Below are 17,493 nucleotides of genomic sequence, written 5' to 3' on the forward strand. Positions count from 1 at the left end.
ATAATGCTGTTATGTCAAAATTCTCCGAGGTACTGGATCAGCTGCGCGAAAACCAACCAAAGGCGAAGTACGGCATCGCCTTTGAAAAGCTCATGGTGAATTTTTTCCGTACCGATCCGACTTTGAGAACGCAATTTGATGAGGTCAGCCGCTGGGTTGATTGGCGCTATAACGGCGGCAAGGCGGATACGGGAATTGACTTGGTTGCCCGCCGCGTGGATGACGGCACGTGGATGGCCATCCAGTGCAAGTTCTACGCTTCCAATGCTCGCATCCAGAAATCTCATCTCGATTCCTTCTTTGAGGCCTCAGGGCATTCCTTTGAGACCGAAAACGGCAGCGAATATTTTGGCAGCCGCATGATTATCTCCACCACGGATCATTGGTCTTCACATGCGGAAGCGGCGTTGGCCAATCAGATGATTCCCACCAGCCGCATCGGCATTTCGACCATTGCCGAGTCCCCGATCAACTGGGACGTGGCGTTCCCGGGCTCTGAGGTCCGGGACAAAAATATCCAAATCAACCTTTCGCAGCGCGAAACCTTTGAACCACGCCCGCACCAGCAAACGGCCATTGATAAGGCCATTGAAGGATTTAAGACCCATGACCGCGGCAAGCTCATCATGGCCTGCGGTACCGGCAAGACCTTCACCGCGCTGCGCCTGGCGGAGCGCGTCGCAGAAGAGAATGGTGGCAAAGCCCGCATTCTGTTCCTCGTTCCTTCCATCTCCTTGTTATCGCAGACACTAAAGGAGTGGACCGCTCAAGGCCGCCTAGACATGCGTGCCTTCGCGGTGTGCTCGGATTCAAAGGTCTCAAAGAAGGCGGAGGACATTGCGGTCTATGACCTCGAGGTTCCAGTATCTACGGACGGTGAGGAGATTACTCAGCGCTTTGCTTCAGGCAAGCGCGCTAAGGGCCTCAATATCGTCTTTTCTACGTACCAGTCCCTGCCGGCGGTCCACGAGGCACAGCAGCAGGGTCTAGATGATTTTGATTTGGTCATCTGCGATGAGGCCCACCGCACCACCGGCATCACCTTGGCTGGTGAAGATGCCAGCAACTTTGTACGCATCCACGATGCTGGCTATATCAGGGCGGCAAAGCGTCTTTATATGACCGCCACGCCAAGGCTTTATGACGACGCGGTAAAGGGCAAGGCCGCTGAGCACTCCGCCGAGTTGACCTCCATGGATGATGAGGGCATCTATGGCCCCGAGTTCTACCGCCTTGGTTTTGGAGAGGCCGTGGATAAGGGCTTATTGACTGATTACAAGGTTCTTGTCATGACGGTTGATGAGTCAGTGGCTGCGGAAGCGATGGCTCGCAGTGACGACAACCAGATAAACCTCACCACTGCTTCGGCGATGATCGGTGCTTGGAACGGTTTGGCCAAGCGCTCTGGTGAATTGCAGGGCAAGAAAGGCGGCTTTGAGGAAAACGCCCAGCCTATGCAGCGCGCTGTGGCCTTTGCCAAGGACATTAAGTCCTCACAGCTCATCGCTGATACTTATCCTTCGCTCATTGCTACCCACCAAGAGCTGCTCAAAGATAAGGCAGTGCTGAACGATGTCTCCCTGACCAACGTTGATTTGCGCGTTGCTGCACAGCACGTTGATGGTGGTATGAACGCCATGGAGCGTGGCACCAAGCTTTCCTGGATCGAATCCCCGGCGGATGAAAACGAAAGCCGCATGCTTACCAATGCCCGCTGCCTGTCCGAGGGGGTGGATGTGCCGGCGTTGGATGCGGTCGTATTCTTTAACCCACGCAACTCCATGGTGGACGTGGTCCAGTCCGTAGGCCGCGTGATGCGTAAATCTGCGGGCAAGGATTACGGTTACATCATCTTGCCGGTGGCGGTGCCACCGAATGTTTCGCCTTCGGAAGCACTTAACGATAATCAGCGCTTCAAGGTGGTCTGGCAGATCCTCAACGCGCTGCGTGCCCACGATGATCGCTTCAACGCCAAGGTGAATTCAATTGCGCTTAACGGAACAAATGCGCAAGATGAACTGCCCATTGACGTCAACCACGTGTCTGGTGACAAAGAGAAAAACGATAAAGAAAAGCTTGATGGGGCGGATAACACCAAGTCCCCTGAGGCATTCGACGATTCTACGGCCATGACGCAGCAGATTGCATTGTTCTCGTTAGAGCAATGGCAAGAGGCTATCTATACCAAGTTGGTGGATAAGGTGGGCACCCGCACCTACTGGGAAGATTGGGCCGATGACGTGGCCACCATCGCGGAGAATCAGATCACCCGCATCAAGACGCTACTCGATGGCGCCGATGGAAGCCTGCGCACAGAATTCGACAGCTTTGTCGAAGGCCTGCGCAATAACCTCAACGATGGCATCACCGACGACGATGCCATCTCGATGCTCTCTCAGCATCTCATCACCGCACCGGTATTTAACGCATTGTTTGAAAACCATGACTTCATCACCCATAACCCCGTGGCTCAGGTCATGGAGAAGATGGTCAACGCCTTGTCCAAAGCGAACCTTGATACCGAGACCGAATCCCTGGAGAAGTTTTACGAGTCCGTACGCGTCCGCGCCTCTGAGGTGACCTCCGCGTCCGGTAAGCAACAGGTGATTAAGGAGCTGTACGAGCGTTTCTTCCGCAAGGCCTTCAAGAAACAAGCTGAGGCGCTCGGCATCGTCTACACCCCAGTCGAAATCGTGGACTTCATCCTGCGCGCGGCCGATGAGGTCTCCCAGAAGCACTTTGGTAGGGGCCTGAGCGATGAAGGCGTAAGCATCCTCGATCCCTTCGCAGGTACTTCGACGTTTATGGTCCGCTTGCTGCAATCGGGCCTCATCAAGCCGGAGGACCTTGCCCGTAAGTATGCCAACGAGCTTTTTGCCACCGAGATCATGCTGCTGGCCTACTACGTCTCCGCCGTCAACATTGAGACCACCTATAACGCCCTGCGCGAGGAAGCCGCGCAGCGCAACGAGGAACCAATTCCGGATTACGTACCCTTTACCAACATCGCTCTAGCGGATACCTTCCAAATCCACGAGGAAGGCGACATTCCGGACCTTAACGTCTTCCGCGAAAACAACGCCACCATTGAGCGTCAGAAGAATGCGCCCATCAACGTGGTGATTGGTAACCCGCCGTACTCCGTTGGCCAAAAGTCTGCGAATGACCTCAATGCGAATCAGAAGTATCCAAGTCTAGACGCGCGGATCTCGGAAACTTACGCCGCTAGGTCCACCGCAACAAATAAAAACTCACTTTATGATTCCTATCTGCGTGCCTTCCGTTGGGCGACTGACAGAATTGGAGATCAGGGTGTAATTGTTTTTGTCACGAATAATGGTTGGATTGATGGAAACACAGGCGATGGTATCCGTCTGTCCATGGCGGAGGATTTCACTGACCTCTACATATTTAATCTAAGGGGTAATTCTCGCACTGCCGGAGAACTCGCGAAACGGGAAGGAGGAAATGTATTTGATATTCGGGTAGGAATTTCTATTGCTATCGGCGTGAAGAGCGCAAACAAGAAGTCTTTTGAATTGCATTATGCAGCTTCCCCTGACTATGCCTCCAAGGAGCAGAAGATTGAAGATGTTGTTAATGCAACTATTAGTAACTTGAATTGGCAGTCAATTGTTCCTAACAAGGAAGGTGACTGGCTGAATCAGCGATCGGAAAGATTCGAAAAATGGCCGGTTATTGGTGAGAAAAAGGGTAAGTCCGCAAAAGTTTTCCAGGCCTTTTCTGCTGGCCTTAAAACAGGCCGAGATAGTTGGGCGTATGCGCACACAGGTGGTCGACTGCTCTCCAACCTCGGCATTCTGGCCGGTACTTATGCTGAAGCAACTGCAGCGCTACACAATTGGCTTAATGAACAAGGAATCTCAAAGCCCCGTGAAAGGGACGTGAATGCATTCCTACAAGCACATCCGCATTTCGCGGACACTACTAGAATCTCCTGGAATCGGACGCTAAAGAACCTTGCAGCTAAAGACACGGAGATTCCGGTAAACCGTAATCGGGTATATCTTTCGCTCTATCGCCCATTTATGAAGCAGCGGGTCTACTTCGACCAGGCATTTAACGATATGATCTATCAGCTCCCCTCAATGTTCCCTACCCCGCAACACCAAAACATTGGGTTTTATCAAGTTGGAAATGCCTCCGCTGTTCCATTTTCAGTTATTGCTATGCTCCTTCTACCGGATCTGCATGTAACTGGTGCGGGTTCCGGGGGCCAATTCTTCCCCCGCTTCACTTGGGCTGCCGTCGAGGCCGAGGATGGTGGGCTATTTGGCGAAGGGAGCGTTGCCAAGCAGGGCGAAGCCAGTGTTTATGGCAAGGTTGGTGAGGTTGTTGATGGGTACGTGCGCGTGGACAACATCACTGATGAGATCAAGGCCTTGTATCGGGAGGCGTTGGGCGCTGACGTTACGGGCGATGACATCTTCCATTTTGTGTACGGCAAGCTGCATGATCCTGGCTATCGCACGAAGTATGCGGCGGATTTGAAGAAGATGCTGCCACATATTGAAACACCAACTTCGCGTGCGGAGTTCGACAAGTTTGCTGCGGCTGGTAAAGAATTAATGGACTTGCACGTGGGCTACGAGTCCGTGGAGCCGTGGCCGCTGGACATTCAGGTCAAGGGTGATGAGTCCGACCGTGAGACCTGGCGCGTGCTCAAGATGAAGTGGGCCAAGCGTAAGGACCCGGAGACGGGCAAGAACGTCAATGACGTGACCAAGCTGATTTACAACAAGCGCGTCACTATCGCTGGCATTCCTGCGGAGGCAGATGAGTACATGCTGGGCTCACGCTCAGCGGTGGCATGGTTGATTGACCGTTACCAAGTCAAGAAAGATAAGGCCTCCGGCATTGTCAATGACCCGAATGATTGGGCCGATGAGGTGGGCAATCCGCGCTACATCGTGGATCTGATTGGCAAGGTCACGCGCGTGGCGATGGAGACGGTACGCATTGTTGATGGTTTGGAGCCTGAGGAATAAGGCTGGGAGACGAGTGTTAAAGGCAAGAAGTTCATTTGATGTAGAAAAGACCATCCACCTCGCGCCGACTGAATCAATTCAGCATGCGCTGGGAGCTAACCATGATATTCGCTCGGGTATTGATGAATTGGTGGATAACTCCATCGATGCTACAGCCGAGAATATCTGCATTGTCTTTCATGTCGATGGAAACAAGTTAACCCAAATCGCGGTGCACGATGATGGTCGCGGTATGGATGTTGGGACTATGGAACGAGTTCTACGTTTAGGTGGGCATGAGTCGCAGTCCCACAGCAGTATCGGCATTTACGGAATGGGCCTAAAGGAAGGCTCGTACGCAAATGCCGATACGGTTACCGTGATTTCCAGAGTTAAAGGCCAATTTCCCTCAGGAATTCAGCTGCACAAAGAAAGCTTTAGTGCAGATATATTAAAAGAGCATGTAATAACTGCGGCGTGGAACCTTAGAGATCGGCTCGTTAATCTCAAACGTGGTACCTCAATTCTTTGGAACGACCTCACAGATATTTACGAGGGGGACGATGAGAATGAGGCGAACGCATTCCTTGCTAAGACCACAGAAAAGTTGCGTCGTCATCTAGGGATTCGCTACCACCGATTCCTTCAGAACAACCGTTTGAACATAAAGATGTTCATGCTCTATGACGGGATGAGTCCTGTTCCAGTTCCAGAAATTAAACCGGTGAACCCATGTGGCTACAGGAAATCAGGCGACAGTCGCTACCCCCTAAAGCTAGCCGAGTACGGACGAGACGAGGGTCTCGGTGTGACTGCGCATATCTGGCCAAATCGATCTAAATTGGACGAGTTTGTGCTAGAGGGAAAAGATGAACTCGGGCACCAAGGCTTCTATGTCTATATTGCGGACCGCTTAATTACCCAAGGCGGGTGGTGTGGCCTTCAGGAGCCGCGGAAAGACTATAAACTGCTGCGCATCGTTATCGATGATCCACGAGTGATCGATAAGTACATCACTATCAGCCCGCAGAAAGGATCTGTGAGACTAGGAGAAGGATTCCATCGTTTTGTTGAAAGTCTTCAGATATGCGGGGACGCGGCAAGAAACTTCGACGAAGTGTGCGGCGACGCTACCGCTGTACTTCGCAACTCTAACAAAAAATCTGGGAACCCAGATGCGCTAGCAGAAGCAGGACAAGGGATTGCTCCCGCTATCAAAGACATGATTGAAGGCGAAGCAATTTTAAAAAGGAGTGATCCGATTGACATCATTTGGGCGGAACTTGAAGGAGATAAATTTGTGGAAGTTTCTCCTCGCGAAGGCAGTATCAAGATAAATCGGAAGTATCGAAAGATGATAAATCCTGGCCGGGGATCGTTTAATGATGCGCCACTATTAAAAACCCTTCTTTATTTACTGTTTAATGATGTGGCTACGTCGAAGCAAACCAAAAAGTCCAAGGCCAACGCTTCTTTGTGGTCTGAGCTTCTTACCGTGGCAGCTAAAGAGCAACAGCGCCAGGCGGAATTACGTCAAAGCTAGGGGTGAGTTTTAGAACGTGGGTTCGTTCCGTTTAATTTTCGTCCCGTCGAGTGTCTGTCCTTCGTTGTAGCCTTGGATTAGTTGATGTGAATCAAACAACTATCCCTGCTCAGAATTGAATGGAAAGTAAAGCTCAGAGGAGAAAAACTCTTGACCGGTAGTAGCGAATTGCAGACAGTGGAATTCTCGAATCTAAAAGAAGCTATCAGTAACGTTCTAAACCCATCGGATTTGAAGCTCTTTGCCTCGTTACGAGACAGGCTCAAGCTGATGGAGAACATGGACGTTGATGACTCAACGATTCGTCAGTACATCGAGGAAGCTGATGATAATGACATTCAGCCACTGATAACTTTCATCGTGGCTGCAATGAAGGCTGACCCAGTGGTTATTAAACCGGAGACTCAAACAGCTCCGGATAGTCAAGAGAGAATCAATTGGGTTATTGACCAGCTCGGCTTGGCTGACTTTTCCGTAGCTGTGGAACGACGCATGCCAGCCCCTGATCCCGCGGTTATTATCGAAGAGAACTTCACTGAGTGGTATACGCCGGAGCGGCAGCAAGCAAATTCTCGCTACTGGGATGACTATCGAAGGGTTCTTACTAGGAACCACTGGGACGCGGAATCCATCGATACTGTCGGGACGCAGGCTACTGAGGTTATTCGCCGGCTTGAAGATCCCAAACAACCGCACTATCTGTCCTCGAGAGGTTTGGTTGTTGGTTATGTTCAAAGCGGCAAGACCGCGAATTTCACGGCTGTCGCTGCCAAAGCTATTGATGCTGGTTATAGGTTTATCATTATTCTTGCCGGCACAATGGATAATCTGCGAGACCAGACGCAACGGCGCCTGGACAAGGAGCTGTGCGGCAAAGAATCGGTGCTAAGTGGCCTCGACGAGGATAACCTCACAGCAAAAGAACGCAAAGACGAGACTTATTTCAATGGTGATGAAGAATGGGATCGTGGCTGGGAAGAGGCCGGTAGCGCATTTCTTCGCCATGGTCCTGCCTATGGATCCAAAGGATTTCCGCGAATTAAGCGTGTGACGACTTCGGTTCGTGATTATCGCAGAACCGGTACGAGTGCAATTGAAATCGAGCGCCCAGATAGATCAAAGCCCGTTCACCATCCAGACAACCTAGATAACATGCCTTGCCTTGTTGCGGTGGTGAAGAAGAACTCTTCCGTTCTTAGAAACCTCAACTCTGATTTGCGGCGGGCTGCCCGGTTAAATGAAGACCTGAAGAATCTACCGGTCTTGGTTATTGATGACGAGTCTGATCAAGCTTCTATCAATACCAAAAAGAAGAAAAAAGAAGCGGCTAATGAGGAACGCGAGCGAACCGCGGTTAATAAGCAGATTACTGAGCTGCTTGAAAACTGCCCACGTGCCCAGTACGTCGGTTACACGGCTACCCCTTTCGCTAATGTCTTTATCGACCCTTCTGATCCGGTAGATCTGTATCCGCGGCACTACGTGCTTATGCTCAATGAGCCCCCTGCATACCGCGGAGCGAAGTGGTTTCATGACCGGATGGATTTCATCGATTCTCCAGAGGAAGCAACTCGCGAAAACTCTCAAAGTGAGGCGTTTATTCGAGATATCGTTGATTCCAAAGATCTGGATGGCGACTTGTTCGAGCAAGAGCGTGAAGAGGAGCTAAGAGAAGCACTCGACATGTTCGTCCTAACCGGTGCGATTAAAAAATTCCGAGAGGCAAAGCATCCAGGGCTTACATTCAAGCATCACACCATGCTTGTGCACGAAGGCACAGGTACGGCTATTCACGACGATGGAAAGAAAGTTCTGGAAAAAATTTGGAAGGAACGGGGTTACAACCTTGGCCGACCAATTCCGGAGATGAAACGCTTATTTGAACAAGACCTGCTAAGCGTTATGAACATCGAGCGGTATCGGGAAGGGTTTGCCGTCCCAGAAACGTACGAAGAACTCTTACCGTATATCAACGATGCCTATAGCGAGATGATGGTGGGGGTGCAAGCGGGAGAGTCCCCGGTACTACAGGTAGATACAAAAGGGAAACAAAGTCCCAATTTTGAATCAGGCCGTGTGTGGAAGATTCTTGTCGGCGGTGCAAAGCTTTCCCGTGGCTACACGGTCGAGGGCTTGACCATTTCCTATTTCCGCCGCCGCGCTGGAAGCGCTGATACGCTGATGCAAACTGGTCGATGGTTTGGCTTCCGTAAGGGCTATCAAGACTTAGTCCGTCTCTATGCTCCGCACGATTTGGTGGAACTCTTCGAAGCCGCGATGCACGACGAAGAGGTCTTTCGAGATAATATCAAGATTTACGCAAAGGAGCCTAAGGATTCCGAAAAGCGCTTAACTCCAAGCCGCATAGCTCCTTTGGTTCGGCAGTCATTGCCGGATTTGAAGCCAACGAGCTCTAATAAGATGTTTAATGCTTTTATCCGCTCTACGGCGGCGGCACCGAATGTAGTAGAGCTCAACTCCATTCCTGACCGCCAAAATAGGCAAGCTTTGAAATGGAATTTTGAAGAAGTGGGTGTACCGCTACTGAAAAGCTTGGATCCCAGCCCTACGCCGATGGCGTACTTCCGTTTGGAGGGAATGAGAAGCGGCAGGCCCTTCGCGCATGCTGGGAGCAAGAATTTCCATGTAGGAACGGTTCCTGCTGATGTTTTTGTCAAGCTTCTCGAGACTATGAAGTGGTACGAAGGATCAAACTACGAGGAGAATATTGTCCATCCGCATATTCAATACCTTCGCGGATTGATGGGAGACGGCAAGCACTCCAGCTTATCGGGATCTGATTTCCGTGAAGTTGCGGTTATGCTTCCTATCTTGTCGAAAGAGCCAAAGACCATTGAAGTCCCAGGTGTGCCGTTTGCTGTGCCACTTGTAAGACGCAGTCGCCGTGAAGAACGCCATGACATTACCGGTACGGACCGAAAGAACACTTACATAATGCAAAGTGTGGCAAGCGGTCAGTCTGTTCTGGCTCCTCGGCCTGCTGATAGGATTAAGTACTCGCGTCTTCTACCTGGCGGCTTCAAGAGGATCAAGGGCGAGGAGCCATTCGATCTGAATTCCTTTGACTCCAAGAAGCGCGGAGCGGTTCTAGTCACCCTTTTTGATGACAGGAGCCCAAATGCGGTAGATAAGAGTGAAGCAAATGGTTCATATACTCCACCGCGGTGGGAAAAGGGAGAAGTAGGCTTGGCTCTTGCGTTCAACTCTCCGCATGAAGCTGTTCGCGGTACTGGCAGTGTTGTGGAGTGGGGTGTGCACTTGCGTGGCCACGGTGGTGGAGACGAAGTTGTCATCGAAAGCTTCGACGCTCAAAATCGGTAGTCCGTTCTTCTTGAAGGCCACCATTTGCATCCGTACACTTACGGTATCGTAAGTTGTCCGTTGCCGGGTCAGTAGAAGAGGAGTATCGCCGTGGCACAGATGCATGCAGATAGCGCGCCGGGGCCGGGTCTTGTCCAGCGAACCTATTGGATGGCGGACCGCGGGCCTAGGCCGCTTAGCCGTGGCTGGGGGCATGCAATAGCGGCGCTATTGTCGGTGATTGCCTCCGCCGTGCTTATCACCTATGCATGGATGACGCTGCACTGGTGGCAAGGGCTTGGCGTGACTGTCTACGGCGTGGGGCTGGTGGGGCTTTTTGGCGTCTCAGCGCTTTATCACCGCTATCCGTGGGCGAGCGCGCGTGCGGTGCAGTGGTGGCGGCGCGCGGACCACGCGACCATTTCGGTATTTATTGCCGCGACATATACGCCGCTGTGCCTCATCGTGTTATCACCGGTGCAGGCGGCATGGATGCTAGGCGTTGCCTGGGCAGGAGCGATTCTTGGCGTGGTATTGAACTTGGTATGGATCAACCATCCTCGTTGGCTAGACGTGGTGGTCTACCTAGCGCTGGGATGGTTGGTGCTGCCGCTTCTGCCCACACTGTGGACGCAGGCAGGGGCAGCTGTGGTGTGGCTGCTCTTTGCCGGCGGGGTGGTGTACTCGCTAGGCGCGCTGGTCTATGGCTTTAAATGGCCCGGGCGCAATGCGCGCTACTACGGCTACCATGAGCACTTCCACACCGCGACCATCGCGGCCGCGGTGGTGCACCTCGTGGCGGTGTGGATGGTCGTAGTCCAAGGCGCTGCTTAGTCAGCGTCAGGGAAAAGCTCCGCGGGATCGGTATCGGTCGTAATCGCGGCGGCAAGCAGCATACGTGCTTGGGGAGCGCGCAGGGTGCCAGAGGAGATAACGCCGGCGTCGGCAAGCGTGGCACCGCCACCGGCCCCGCCGTAGATTCCCTCCACTGGGCCGTGATCCACGCGGGTGGTGAGCACCACCGGAACCTTCTTGGCCGCGGCCTGAGCAGCCTGGGCTAGCTCGTCGCCAATATTGCCGGCGCCCATGCCCTCAATGACGATGCCTTCGGCGCCGCTGTCCAAGGAACGCTGGATGAGATCAGCCGGCGCGCCGGGGTAGGCGGCGATAATATCGACGCGGGTATTGCCCAGTGGCTTAAACTTCAGAGCCTTCGGGCGCTGAGGCGGCTTCTCGCCATTGTTATTGGCAAAGCCATCGGCTTTGGACGTATCGGACTTGAAAGCGCCGCGGGCAGGAATGACCTGATCCGCAAAGGCGATAAACGTGCCGCGGCCCCTATTGGCGGGATCGGTGACGGTCTTCACCGCGAGCGCCAAGTTATCCGGGCCATCTGGATTCGGATCATCAAAGGGGCGCATTGCACCGGTTAAGGCCACCGGCTTCTCACTGTCTTGGAAGGTATCGACAGCGATGGCGGTCTCTTCCATGGAATCGGTGCCATGGGTTACCACAACACCATCGACATCATCGCGACGCAGTTCCTTGTTTACGGCCGTGATAATGCTATCGGTATCGTCCAAGGTCATCGCGGAAGAATCCAGCTTAGCAATGTCTTTGACCTCTAACGTGGGTTTGTTGTTATCAAAGGTGCCAGAAAGCGGTTCCACCAACTTGGAGCCAGTAACGGTAGGCACCACCGCGCCAGTCTTATCGTGTGTGCTGGCGATAGTGCCGCCGGTAGAAAGGACCACCACGTGTCCTTCGGCGGTGGCGCGTGGGCCTTCGCTTTCCGTCGCGGAGGTTTCGGTTGCTTCTGTGGTCGCGGGCTCAGAACTGGTGGGGCTGTGCGAGGCGGAAGACTCGGGTGTGGTGGCCGAAGTTTCGTCCGCTGGGCGGTTATCCGGATTCTGGCAGGACGCCAAGAGGCAGGCCGAAGCTATCAGGGCAAGGCCGGTGCGTACCGACCGGCGCAAAGTTGGGGTGTGCATATTCCCTCGTTTCTGTGTGGATATAAGAGCAGACGGCAGGAAACGTCGTCTGCGTATAAGTCCATCTAAAGCAGAAAGAAGGCGTGTTCGCCGCCCACTATGGACTTATTAACACCGAAACGAGGGGAGAGCAGTTAATCGATGTGCTGATTTGTCGGCGCCACCACCAAAGGTTTTGGCGAGTACTTGGCGCGTAGCTCGCGCAGCACGGTGGCGTGCTCGGCCAAGCGCTTATCTTCCTCGGTATGCGGATGGAAGGGGCGGGCCACCTGTGGCTGACCATCATGATCGAGGGCGATATAGGCCACGGTGGCATGGATGGCGGTTTGCAAGTGCTCACGGCCGCCGCGGGGGTTGCCGGAGCGGACGTGGATGGACAACTGCATCGAGCGGGTATCGGTACGCATCATGCGGGCGTCGACCTCGATGAGGTCGCCGATGGAAATCGGGCGGTAGAAGCGGATGCCACCGGCATAGACAGCTACGGTGCGCTCGGCGGACCACTCCATGGTGCAGGCCGCACCGGCCTCATCGATCCATTGCATGGCGGTGCCGCCGTGGACCTTGCCGCCCCAGTTGACGTCGGTGGGCTTGGCTAGGAAGCGGTTGACCATGCGCGGGGCATCGGAAGGCCCGTCATAGGTTTGCTCTTCCATCTCCGCCTCGATGGCCTTGCGCAGCTCAATGCGGGACTTGGCTGCTTCTTCTACGCGGCACTGTTCATCGGTTTCCGGCACGAAGGGCGGCACCGGGGTGGACTTGCCAGTGGCAGGGTCCTTGGCTACGAAGATGACCAGGCAATCGCAGGCGCGAGTGAAGATGCCTTCGCGCGGGTCAGCCGAAAGCACCTCATTGACGATGTGCATGGAAGACCGGCCGGTCATGGCGATGCGCGAGCGCACCTCCACGATGTGCCCGGAAGGGATGGGGCGGGTGAAGTGAATATGGCCCACGTATGCGGTCACGCAGTACTGGCCGGACCACTGCACGGCGCAGGCATAGGCGGCCTTATCAATCCATTCCAGGACGCGTCCGCCGCTGATGCCGGGGGCGCCGGCCATGGTGACGTCGGTTGGCGATGCCATAAAGCGCAGCGTCAGCGCCGGCGATTTCTGATTTTCCGCAACGGAAGGCGTAGGTGACATAAACAACAAGATAACAGTAGTTATGATGTAGTTATGAAAAAGCCCGTCGATCCCGCCGCTACCCGCGCGGCCGTCTTGGCCATTAAAGACTGGATTGCTGCCCCGGCGGAGCATGATAAGCCAGGTAGGGCCCTGCTTGCCGACGCCGTCCGGCGCACCGCCCGCACCCTCGAGGCCGACGCGCCGGGACATTCCGTGGAGCTGCGCGTACCCCCATTTGTTGCGGTGCAATGCATTGAAGGGCCCCGCCATACCCGCGGCACCCCACCCAATGTGGTGGAGACCGACCCGGAGACCTGGCTGCGCCTAGCCACCGGATTGGCGGACTGGGAAGAGTCCGTAGGCACTGGTCGCGTGGATGCTTCCGGCTCCCGCGCGGGCGAAATCGCGCAGTGGTTGCCGCTCATTCCGTTAGTTTCCAGCGGCGCGACAGGCTAATATAAACGCCGTGGTAGAAGTACATACTCCTAGTATCACCAATCTTGACGATCACAATGAGCAGGAGCCCCGCGAAGAATGCGGCGTCTATGGCGTTTGGGCTCCTGGGGAGGAAGTCTCCAAGCTGACCTACTTTGGGCTCTTCGCCCTGCAACACCGTGGCCAGGAGGCCGCCGGCATCGCGGTGGGCGATGATGACCGTATCGTCGTCTTCAAAGACATGGGCTTGGTGGCCAATATCTTTGATGAATCCACCCTGTCCGCCCTGCAAGGAAACGTAGCGGTGGGCCACACGCGCTATTCCACCGCCGGCGGCAAGGAATGGTCCAACGTGCAGCCCATGTTTTCTACCTCTTCCACCGGGGTAGACATTGCCCTTGGGCACAACGGCAATCTGGTCAACTACCTGGAGCTGCGCGAGGAAGCCGTGCAACGCGGCCTCATCAAGCCGCACGAGGAATCCGTTTCTGACTCCATGTGCTTGTCCATGCTGCTTGCCGACGGCGTGGATGAAGACACCTCCGTCTTTGACTCCGCCCGCGACCTGCTGCCGCGAGTTAAGGGCGCGTTCTGCTTGACCTTTACTGATGGGCACACCATGTACGCCGCCCGCGACCCACACGGCGTGCGCCCGCTTGTCCTTGGCCGCCTGGCCAAGGGCTGGGTAGTAGCTTCCGAGACCTGCGCGCTCGATATCTGTGGCGCCCAGTTCATCCGCGAAATTGAGCCCGGCGAACTCGTCGCCATCGATGAGGCCGGCATCCGCTCCGTAAACTTCGCGCCGGCCAAGCGTCACGGTTGCGTCTTCGAATACGTCTATCTGGCCCGTCCAGATAGCGATATCAAGGGTCGCTCCGTGAATGCCTCCCGCGTGGACATCGGGCGCCGCCTAGCCCGCGAGTACCCGGCCGAGGGCGCGGACCTCGTCATCCCGGTTCCCGAATCCGGTAATCCAGCCGCCGTGGGCTACGCCCGCGAATCTGGCATTACCTTCGCCCATGGTTTGGTCAAAAACGCTTACGTGGGCCGCACCTTCATCCAGCCGACTCAGACCCTGCGCCAGCTGGGCATCCGCTTGAAGCTCAACCCGCTGCGCGAGGTCATTAACGGCAAGAAGCTGGTCGTGGTGGATGATTCCATCGTTCGCGGCAATACCCAGCGCGCTCTCATCCGCATGCTGCGCGAGGCCGGCGCCGCTGAGGTGCACGTGCGCATCGCCTCCCCGCCGGTGAAGTGGCCGTGCTTCTACGGCATTGACTTCGCCTCCCCAGGTGAGCTGATTGCTAATGCCAGCCCTTCCGACGATCCGGAAACCGTCTGCGCCACCATCTGTGACACCATCGGCGCCGATTCCCTGGGCTTTGTCTCCGTTGAGGAGATGGTGGCCGCCACCGAGCAGCCCCGGTCCGAGCTGTGCACCGCCTGCTTCACGGGCGAATACCCGCTCGGCCTGCCCGCCGGAAACTCCAATGCAGACGCCGTGCGCACCCTGCTCGGCACCGAATAACAAAGGACTTTTGAAACCATGAGTGACAATACCTACGCCGCAGCCGGCGTCAGCATCGAAGAGGGCGACCGCGCCGTTGAGCTTTTCGCCCCGCACGCCAAGCGCGCCACCCGCCCCGAGGTCCTTGGCGGCCTCGGCGGCTTTGCCGGCCTGTTTAAGCTCGGCGATTATAAGGAGCCCATCTTGGCCGCGGGTTCCGATGGCGTTGGCACCAAGCTGGCCGTGGCCCAGGCCATGGACAAGCACGACACCATCGGCATCGACTTGGTCGCCATGTGCGTCGATGATCTCGTCGTCTGCGGCGCGGAGCCGCTTTTCCTGCAGGACTATATTGCCGTGGGCAAGGTCGTGCCGGAAAAGGTGGCCGAGGTAGTCAAGGGCATCGCCGAGGGGTGTGTGCAGGCCGGTGCCGCGCTATTGGGCGGCGAGACCGCCGAACACCCCGGCATGATGGAAGAAAATGAATACGATGTCTCCGCCACCGCGGTGGGCGTCGTTGAGGCTGATGGCGTGCTCGGCCCCGATAAAGTCCGTGATGGCGACGTGCTCATCGCCATGGGGTCTTCCGGCTTGCACTCCAATGGCTACTCTTTGGCCCGCCACGTCCTTTTGGAGCAGGCTGGCATGCCTCTCGACGGCCACGCAGAAGAGCTGGGCCGTCCCCTCGGAGAGGAGCTGCTGGAGCCTACCCGCATCTACGCCAAGGACTGCTTGGCTTTGGCCAGTGAGTGCTCCGTATCCACCTTCTGCCACGTCACCGGCGGTGGGCTGGCCGGCAACCTCGAGCGCGTCATCCCGGAAGGCCTAGCCGCCGATATTAACCGCGCTTCGTGGACCCCGGGTCAGATCTTCAAGCTCATCTCCTCAGTGGGCAAGGTGGAGCTGGCTGAGATGGAGAAGACCTTCAATATGGGCGTGGGCATGATTGCCGTGGTCAACCCTGAAGACCGCGACCGCGCCCTAGCAATGCTTACCGCGCGCCACATCGATGCGTGGGAGCTGGGCACCGTTCGCTCCGCCTCTGGCGAGGAGCCGCGCGTGCTTATGCACGGCGAGCACCCAAATTTCTAATAGTGTCTTGCCCCGCTAGGGGAGGTCATGAGGAAGGGCCCTAGGAAATCCTAGGGCCCTTGAACTATCCAGCGGCGAGCGGAAGATTAGCGTTCGTCGCGGTCGTCATCCCATTCATCGACGTAGTCGGCGTATGGGTCATCCTCTTCATAATCGCGGGAGTCACCCTCTTGCTGTGCGGCGAGTTCCCGTTGTAGGGACTCGATATCCATCTCGGGTGAGTTGTACTTGAGCTGGCGTGCAACTTTGGTCTGCTTTGCCTTTGCGCGTCCGCGTCCCATGTGCATGACCCCCTTGGGTTAGTAGGGCGCGCCAGGGATTCTTGGGCGCCCCATCGACTTGTCTATTGAGTATCTTCCTGTAAGACACAATAGCCTGTGTGACGAAAAAATTCCGCACCGCCCCCTAGCTAGTGGGAGATCTAACGTCCGCGCAGCCGGTTTACCGCCTCACGTCCGGCCTTGGGGCCCTCATCTTCGGGGATGGAAGAAGGATCGATTGAAGCCGCCGTATCGCCCACCTCTAGGGTGCCGGCGTCCAGCGCAGAGCGCTTCACGAGGCCTAGGGCAATGGGGCCAAAATCGCAGTCATCCACAATCGTGCCGATGCGGCCTACCTTACGTCCATTGAAAGTAATGTCATCGCCCACATTCGGCCGTTGCGGGGCTGAGCCGTCGAGGTGCAGCTGCACCAATAGGCGAGGGGAGCGGCCGAGGTTTTCCACGCGCGCTACCGTTTCCTGACCGCGGTAACAGCCCTTATTGAGGTGGACGTGGGCCGGATTATCTGCGCTACGGCTAATCCACTGCGGTACCTCGTGGGGGATGGATTTATTATCTAGATCCGCTGCCAGCTCTGGCTCGCGGGCCCGCACACGATCGGCGGTAAACGCCATAAGCCCGGCTAGTCGCGCGCCGGATTCCTCCAAAAACTTCGTTGCCTCAACCAAGGATTCGCGCGGAACTCCCAGGTCAACGCGATTGATTCCGGTCCACTGAACCTGGCGGGAAAACTCCACCATGGGTGGTAGGGGAATATCGGTTTCACCCAGGAGAGTGAGGATGGCGATATCGGCCTCCTCTACGGTGACCTGGGACCAAAAGATCATCATGGTGAGGAACTTGAAAAGGGAGTCGAATTGGGCCGCGGGGACGTCGATAAGAAAGGCGTCTTCGGTGCGGACGATATCCATGTGGTGGAGGATATGTCCTTGGATGTCTAGGTCAAGGGCACCGGCACTAAAGCCCACGGGGGCGGTATCCAGCTTTTGCGAAAGCAAATTATTAAGAAACTCGGCGGCGTCCTTGCCGCTGACACGGATGACGCGGCGTTGGGAACGGTCGATGACTATGGTGCCGCCATCGGCAGCCCGTTGCTCACCCAGTGGATTGCCATAGTGCCAGGCCACGCCTTGGGCATCGAGTACGGTTGCGTCCTGGTGCTCTGCGGCACCGGCGCGTTGCAGAAGAGGCGAAGAATAACTCACATC

Annotated in this window: 11 protein-coding genes; 7 read left to right on the top strand and 4 right to left on the bottom strand. The window is 55.7% G+C overall.

Annotated features, from left to right (window positions below):
* Nucleotides 1–11 precede the first annotated feature (11 nt).
* The 4 genes from I6I12_RS02805 (at nucleotide 12) to trhA (ending at nucleotide 10,686) form a co-directional block, all read left to right on the top strand.
* Nucleotides 12–5,009, top strand: coding sequence for a DEAD/DEAH box helicase (locus tag I6I12_RS02805; protein ID WP_200288665.1), 4,998 nt, complete (start codon nucleotides 12–14; stop codon nucleotides 5,007–5,009).
* A gap of 13 nt (nucleotides 5,010–5,022) precedes the next feature.
* Nucleotides 5,023–6,531, top strand: a complete 1,509-nt coding sequence (locus I6I12_RS02810; RefSeq protein ID WP_200288666.1) for an ATP-binding protein — start codon at nucleotides 5,023–5,025, stop codon at nucleotides 6,529–6,531.
* Nucleotides 6,532–6,681: 150 nt separating this feature from the next.
* The gene (locus tag I6I12_RS02815; protein ID WP_234288161.1) at nucleotides 6,682–9,873 is read left to right on the top strand and encodes a Z1 domain-containing protein; all 3,192 of its coding nucleotides are present in this window, start codon (nucleotides 6,682–6,684) and stop codon (nucleotides 9,871–9,873) included.
* A 99-nt stretch (nucleotides 9,874–9,972) separates the two neighbouring features.
* A complete protein-coding gene (gene trhA, locus I6I12_RS02820) occupies nucleotides 9,973–10,686 on the top strand; it encodes a PAQR family membrane homeostasis protein TrhA (protein ID WP_200289011.1) in 714 nt (237 codons plus the stop codon).
* On the opposite strand, the gene I6I12_RS02825 is transcribed toward trhA, so the two are convergent.
* Nucleotides 10,683–11,843, bottom strand: a complete 1,161-nt coding sequence (locus tag I6I12_RS02825; protein ID WP_200288667.1) for an asparaginase — start codon at nucleotides 11,841–11,843, stop codon at nucleotides 10,683–10,685. The two genes, trhA and I6I12_RS02825, sit on opposite strands and share 4 nt — an antisense overlap.
* A gap of 134 nt (nucleotides 11,844–11,977) precedes the next feature.
* The gene (locus I6I12_RS02830; protein ID WP_200288668.1) at nucleotides 11,978–12,988 is read right to left on the bottom strand and encodes an acyl-CoA thioesterase; all 1,011 of its coding nucleotides are present in this window, start codon (nucleotides 12,986–12,988) and stop codon (nucleotides 11,978–11,980) included.
* 33 nt (nucleotides 12,989–13,021) lie between these two features.
* Between I6I12_RS02830 and I6I12_RS02835 the strand changes: the two genes are divergently transcribed.
* Genes I6I12_RS02835 through purM form a run of 3 tightly spaced genes read left to right on the top strand, consistent with a single transcriptional unit; the run spans nucleotide 13,022 to nucleotide 16,004 of the window.
* A complete protein-coding gene (locus I6I12_RS02835; RefSeq protein ID WP_200288669.1) occupies nucleotides 13,022–13,426 on the top strand; it encodes a sterol carrier family protein in 405 nt (134 codons plus the stop codon).
* A 10-nt stretch (nucleotides 13,427–13,436) separates the two neighbouring features.
* On the top strand, nucleotides 13,437–14,933 hold the full coding sequence (purF, locus tag I6I12_RS02840) for an amidophosphoribosyltransferase (RefSeq protein WP_200288670.1): 1,497 nt from the start codon (nucleotides 13,437–13,439) through the stop codon (nucleotides 14,931–14,933).
* A gap of 18 nt (nucleotides 14,934–14,951) precedes the next feature.
* Nucleotides 14,952–16,004, top strand: coding sequence for a phosphoribosylformylglycinamidine cyclo-ligase (gene purM / locus I6I12_RS02845; RefSeq protein WP_200288671.1), 1,053 nt, complete (start codon nucleotides 14,952–14,954; stop codon nucleotides 16,002–16,004).
* A gap of 86 nt (nucleotides 16,005–16,090) precedes the next feature.
* Here purM and I6I12_RS02850 read toward each other — a convergent pair whose 3' ends face one another.
* Both I6I12_RS02850 and ygfZ read right to left on the bottom strand, forming a co-directional pair.
* Nucleotides 16,091–16,285, bottom strand: a complete 195-nt coding sequence (locus I6I12_RS02850; protein WP_023019866.1) for a DUF3073 domain-containing protein — start codon at nucleotides 16,283–16,285, stop codon at nucleotides 16,091–16,093.
* A gap of 140 nt (nucleotides 16,286–16,425) precedes the next feature.
* Nucleotides 16,426–17,490, bottom strand: a complete 1,065-nt coding sequence (gene ygfZ, locus I6I12_RS02855; protein WP_200288672.1) for a CAF17-like 4Fe-4S cluster assembly/insertion protein YgfZ — start codon at nucleotides 17,488–17,490, stop codon at nucleotides 16,426–16,428.
* Nucleotides 17,491–17,493 lie beyond the last annotated feature (3 nt).

This window comes from Corynebacterium kefirresidentii, assembly GCF_016599755.1.
Taxonomy (GTDB): Bacteria; Actinomycetota; Actinomycetes; order Mycobacteriales; family Mycobacteriaceae; genus Corynebacterium; species Corynebacterium kefirresidentii.

Excerpts from the sequence above, each read along its gene's own strand:
- I6I12_RS02835 (WP_200288669.1), top strand. The coding sequence starts at position 13,022 with ATGAAAAAGCCCGTCGATCCCGCCGCTACCCGCGCGGCCGTCTTGGCC.
- I6I12_RS02850 (WP_023019866.1), bottom strand. The coding sequence starts at position 16,285 with ATGGGACGCGGACGCGCAAAGGCAAAGCAGACCAAAGTTGCACGCCAG.
- trhA (WP_200289011.1), top strand. The coding sequence starts at position 9,973 with ATGCATGCAGATAGCGCGCCGGGGCCGGGTCTTGTCCAGCGAACCTAT.
- I6I12_RS02805 (WP_200288665.1), top strand. The coding sequence starts at position 12 with ATGTCAAAATTCTCCGAGGTACTGGATCAGCTGCGCGAAAACCAACCA.
- I6I12_RS02825 (WP_200288667.1), bottom strand. The coding sequence starts at position 11,843 with ATGCACACCCCAACTTTGCGCCGGTCGGTACGCACCGGCCTTGCCCTG.
- I6I12_RS02830 (WP_200288668.1), bottom strand. The coding sequence starts at position 12,988 with ATGTCACCTACGCCTTCCGTTGCGGAAAATCAGAAATCGCCGGCGCTG.
- purM (WP_200288671.1), top strand. The coding sequence starts at position 14,952 with ATGAGTGACAATACCTACGCCGCAGCCGGCGTCAGCATCGAAGAGGGC.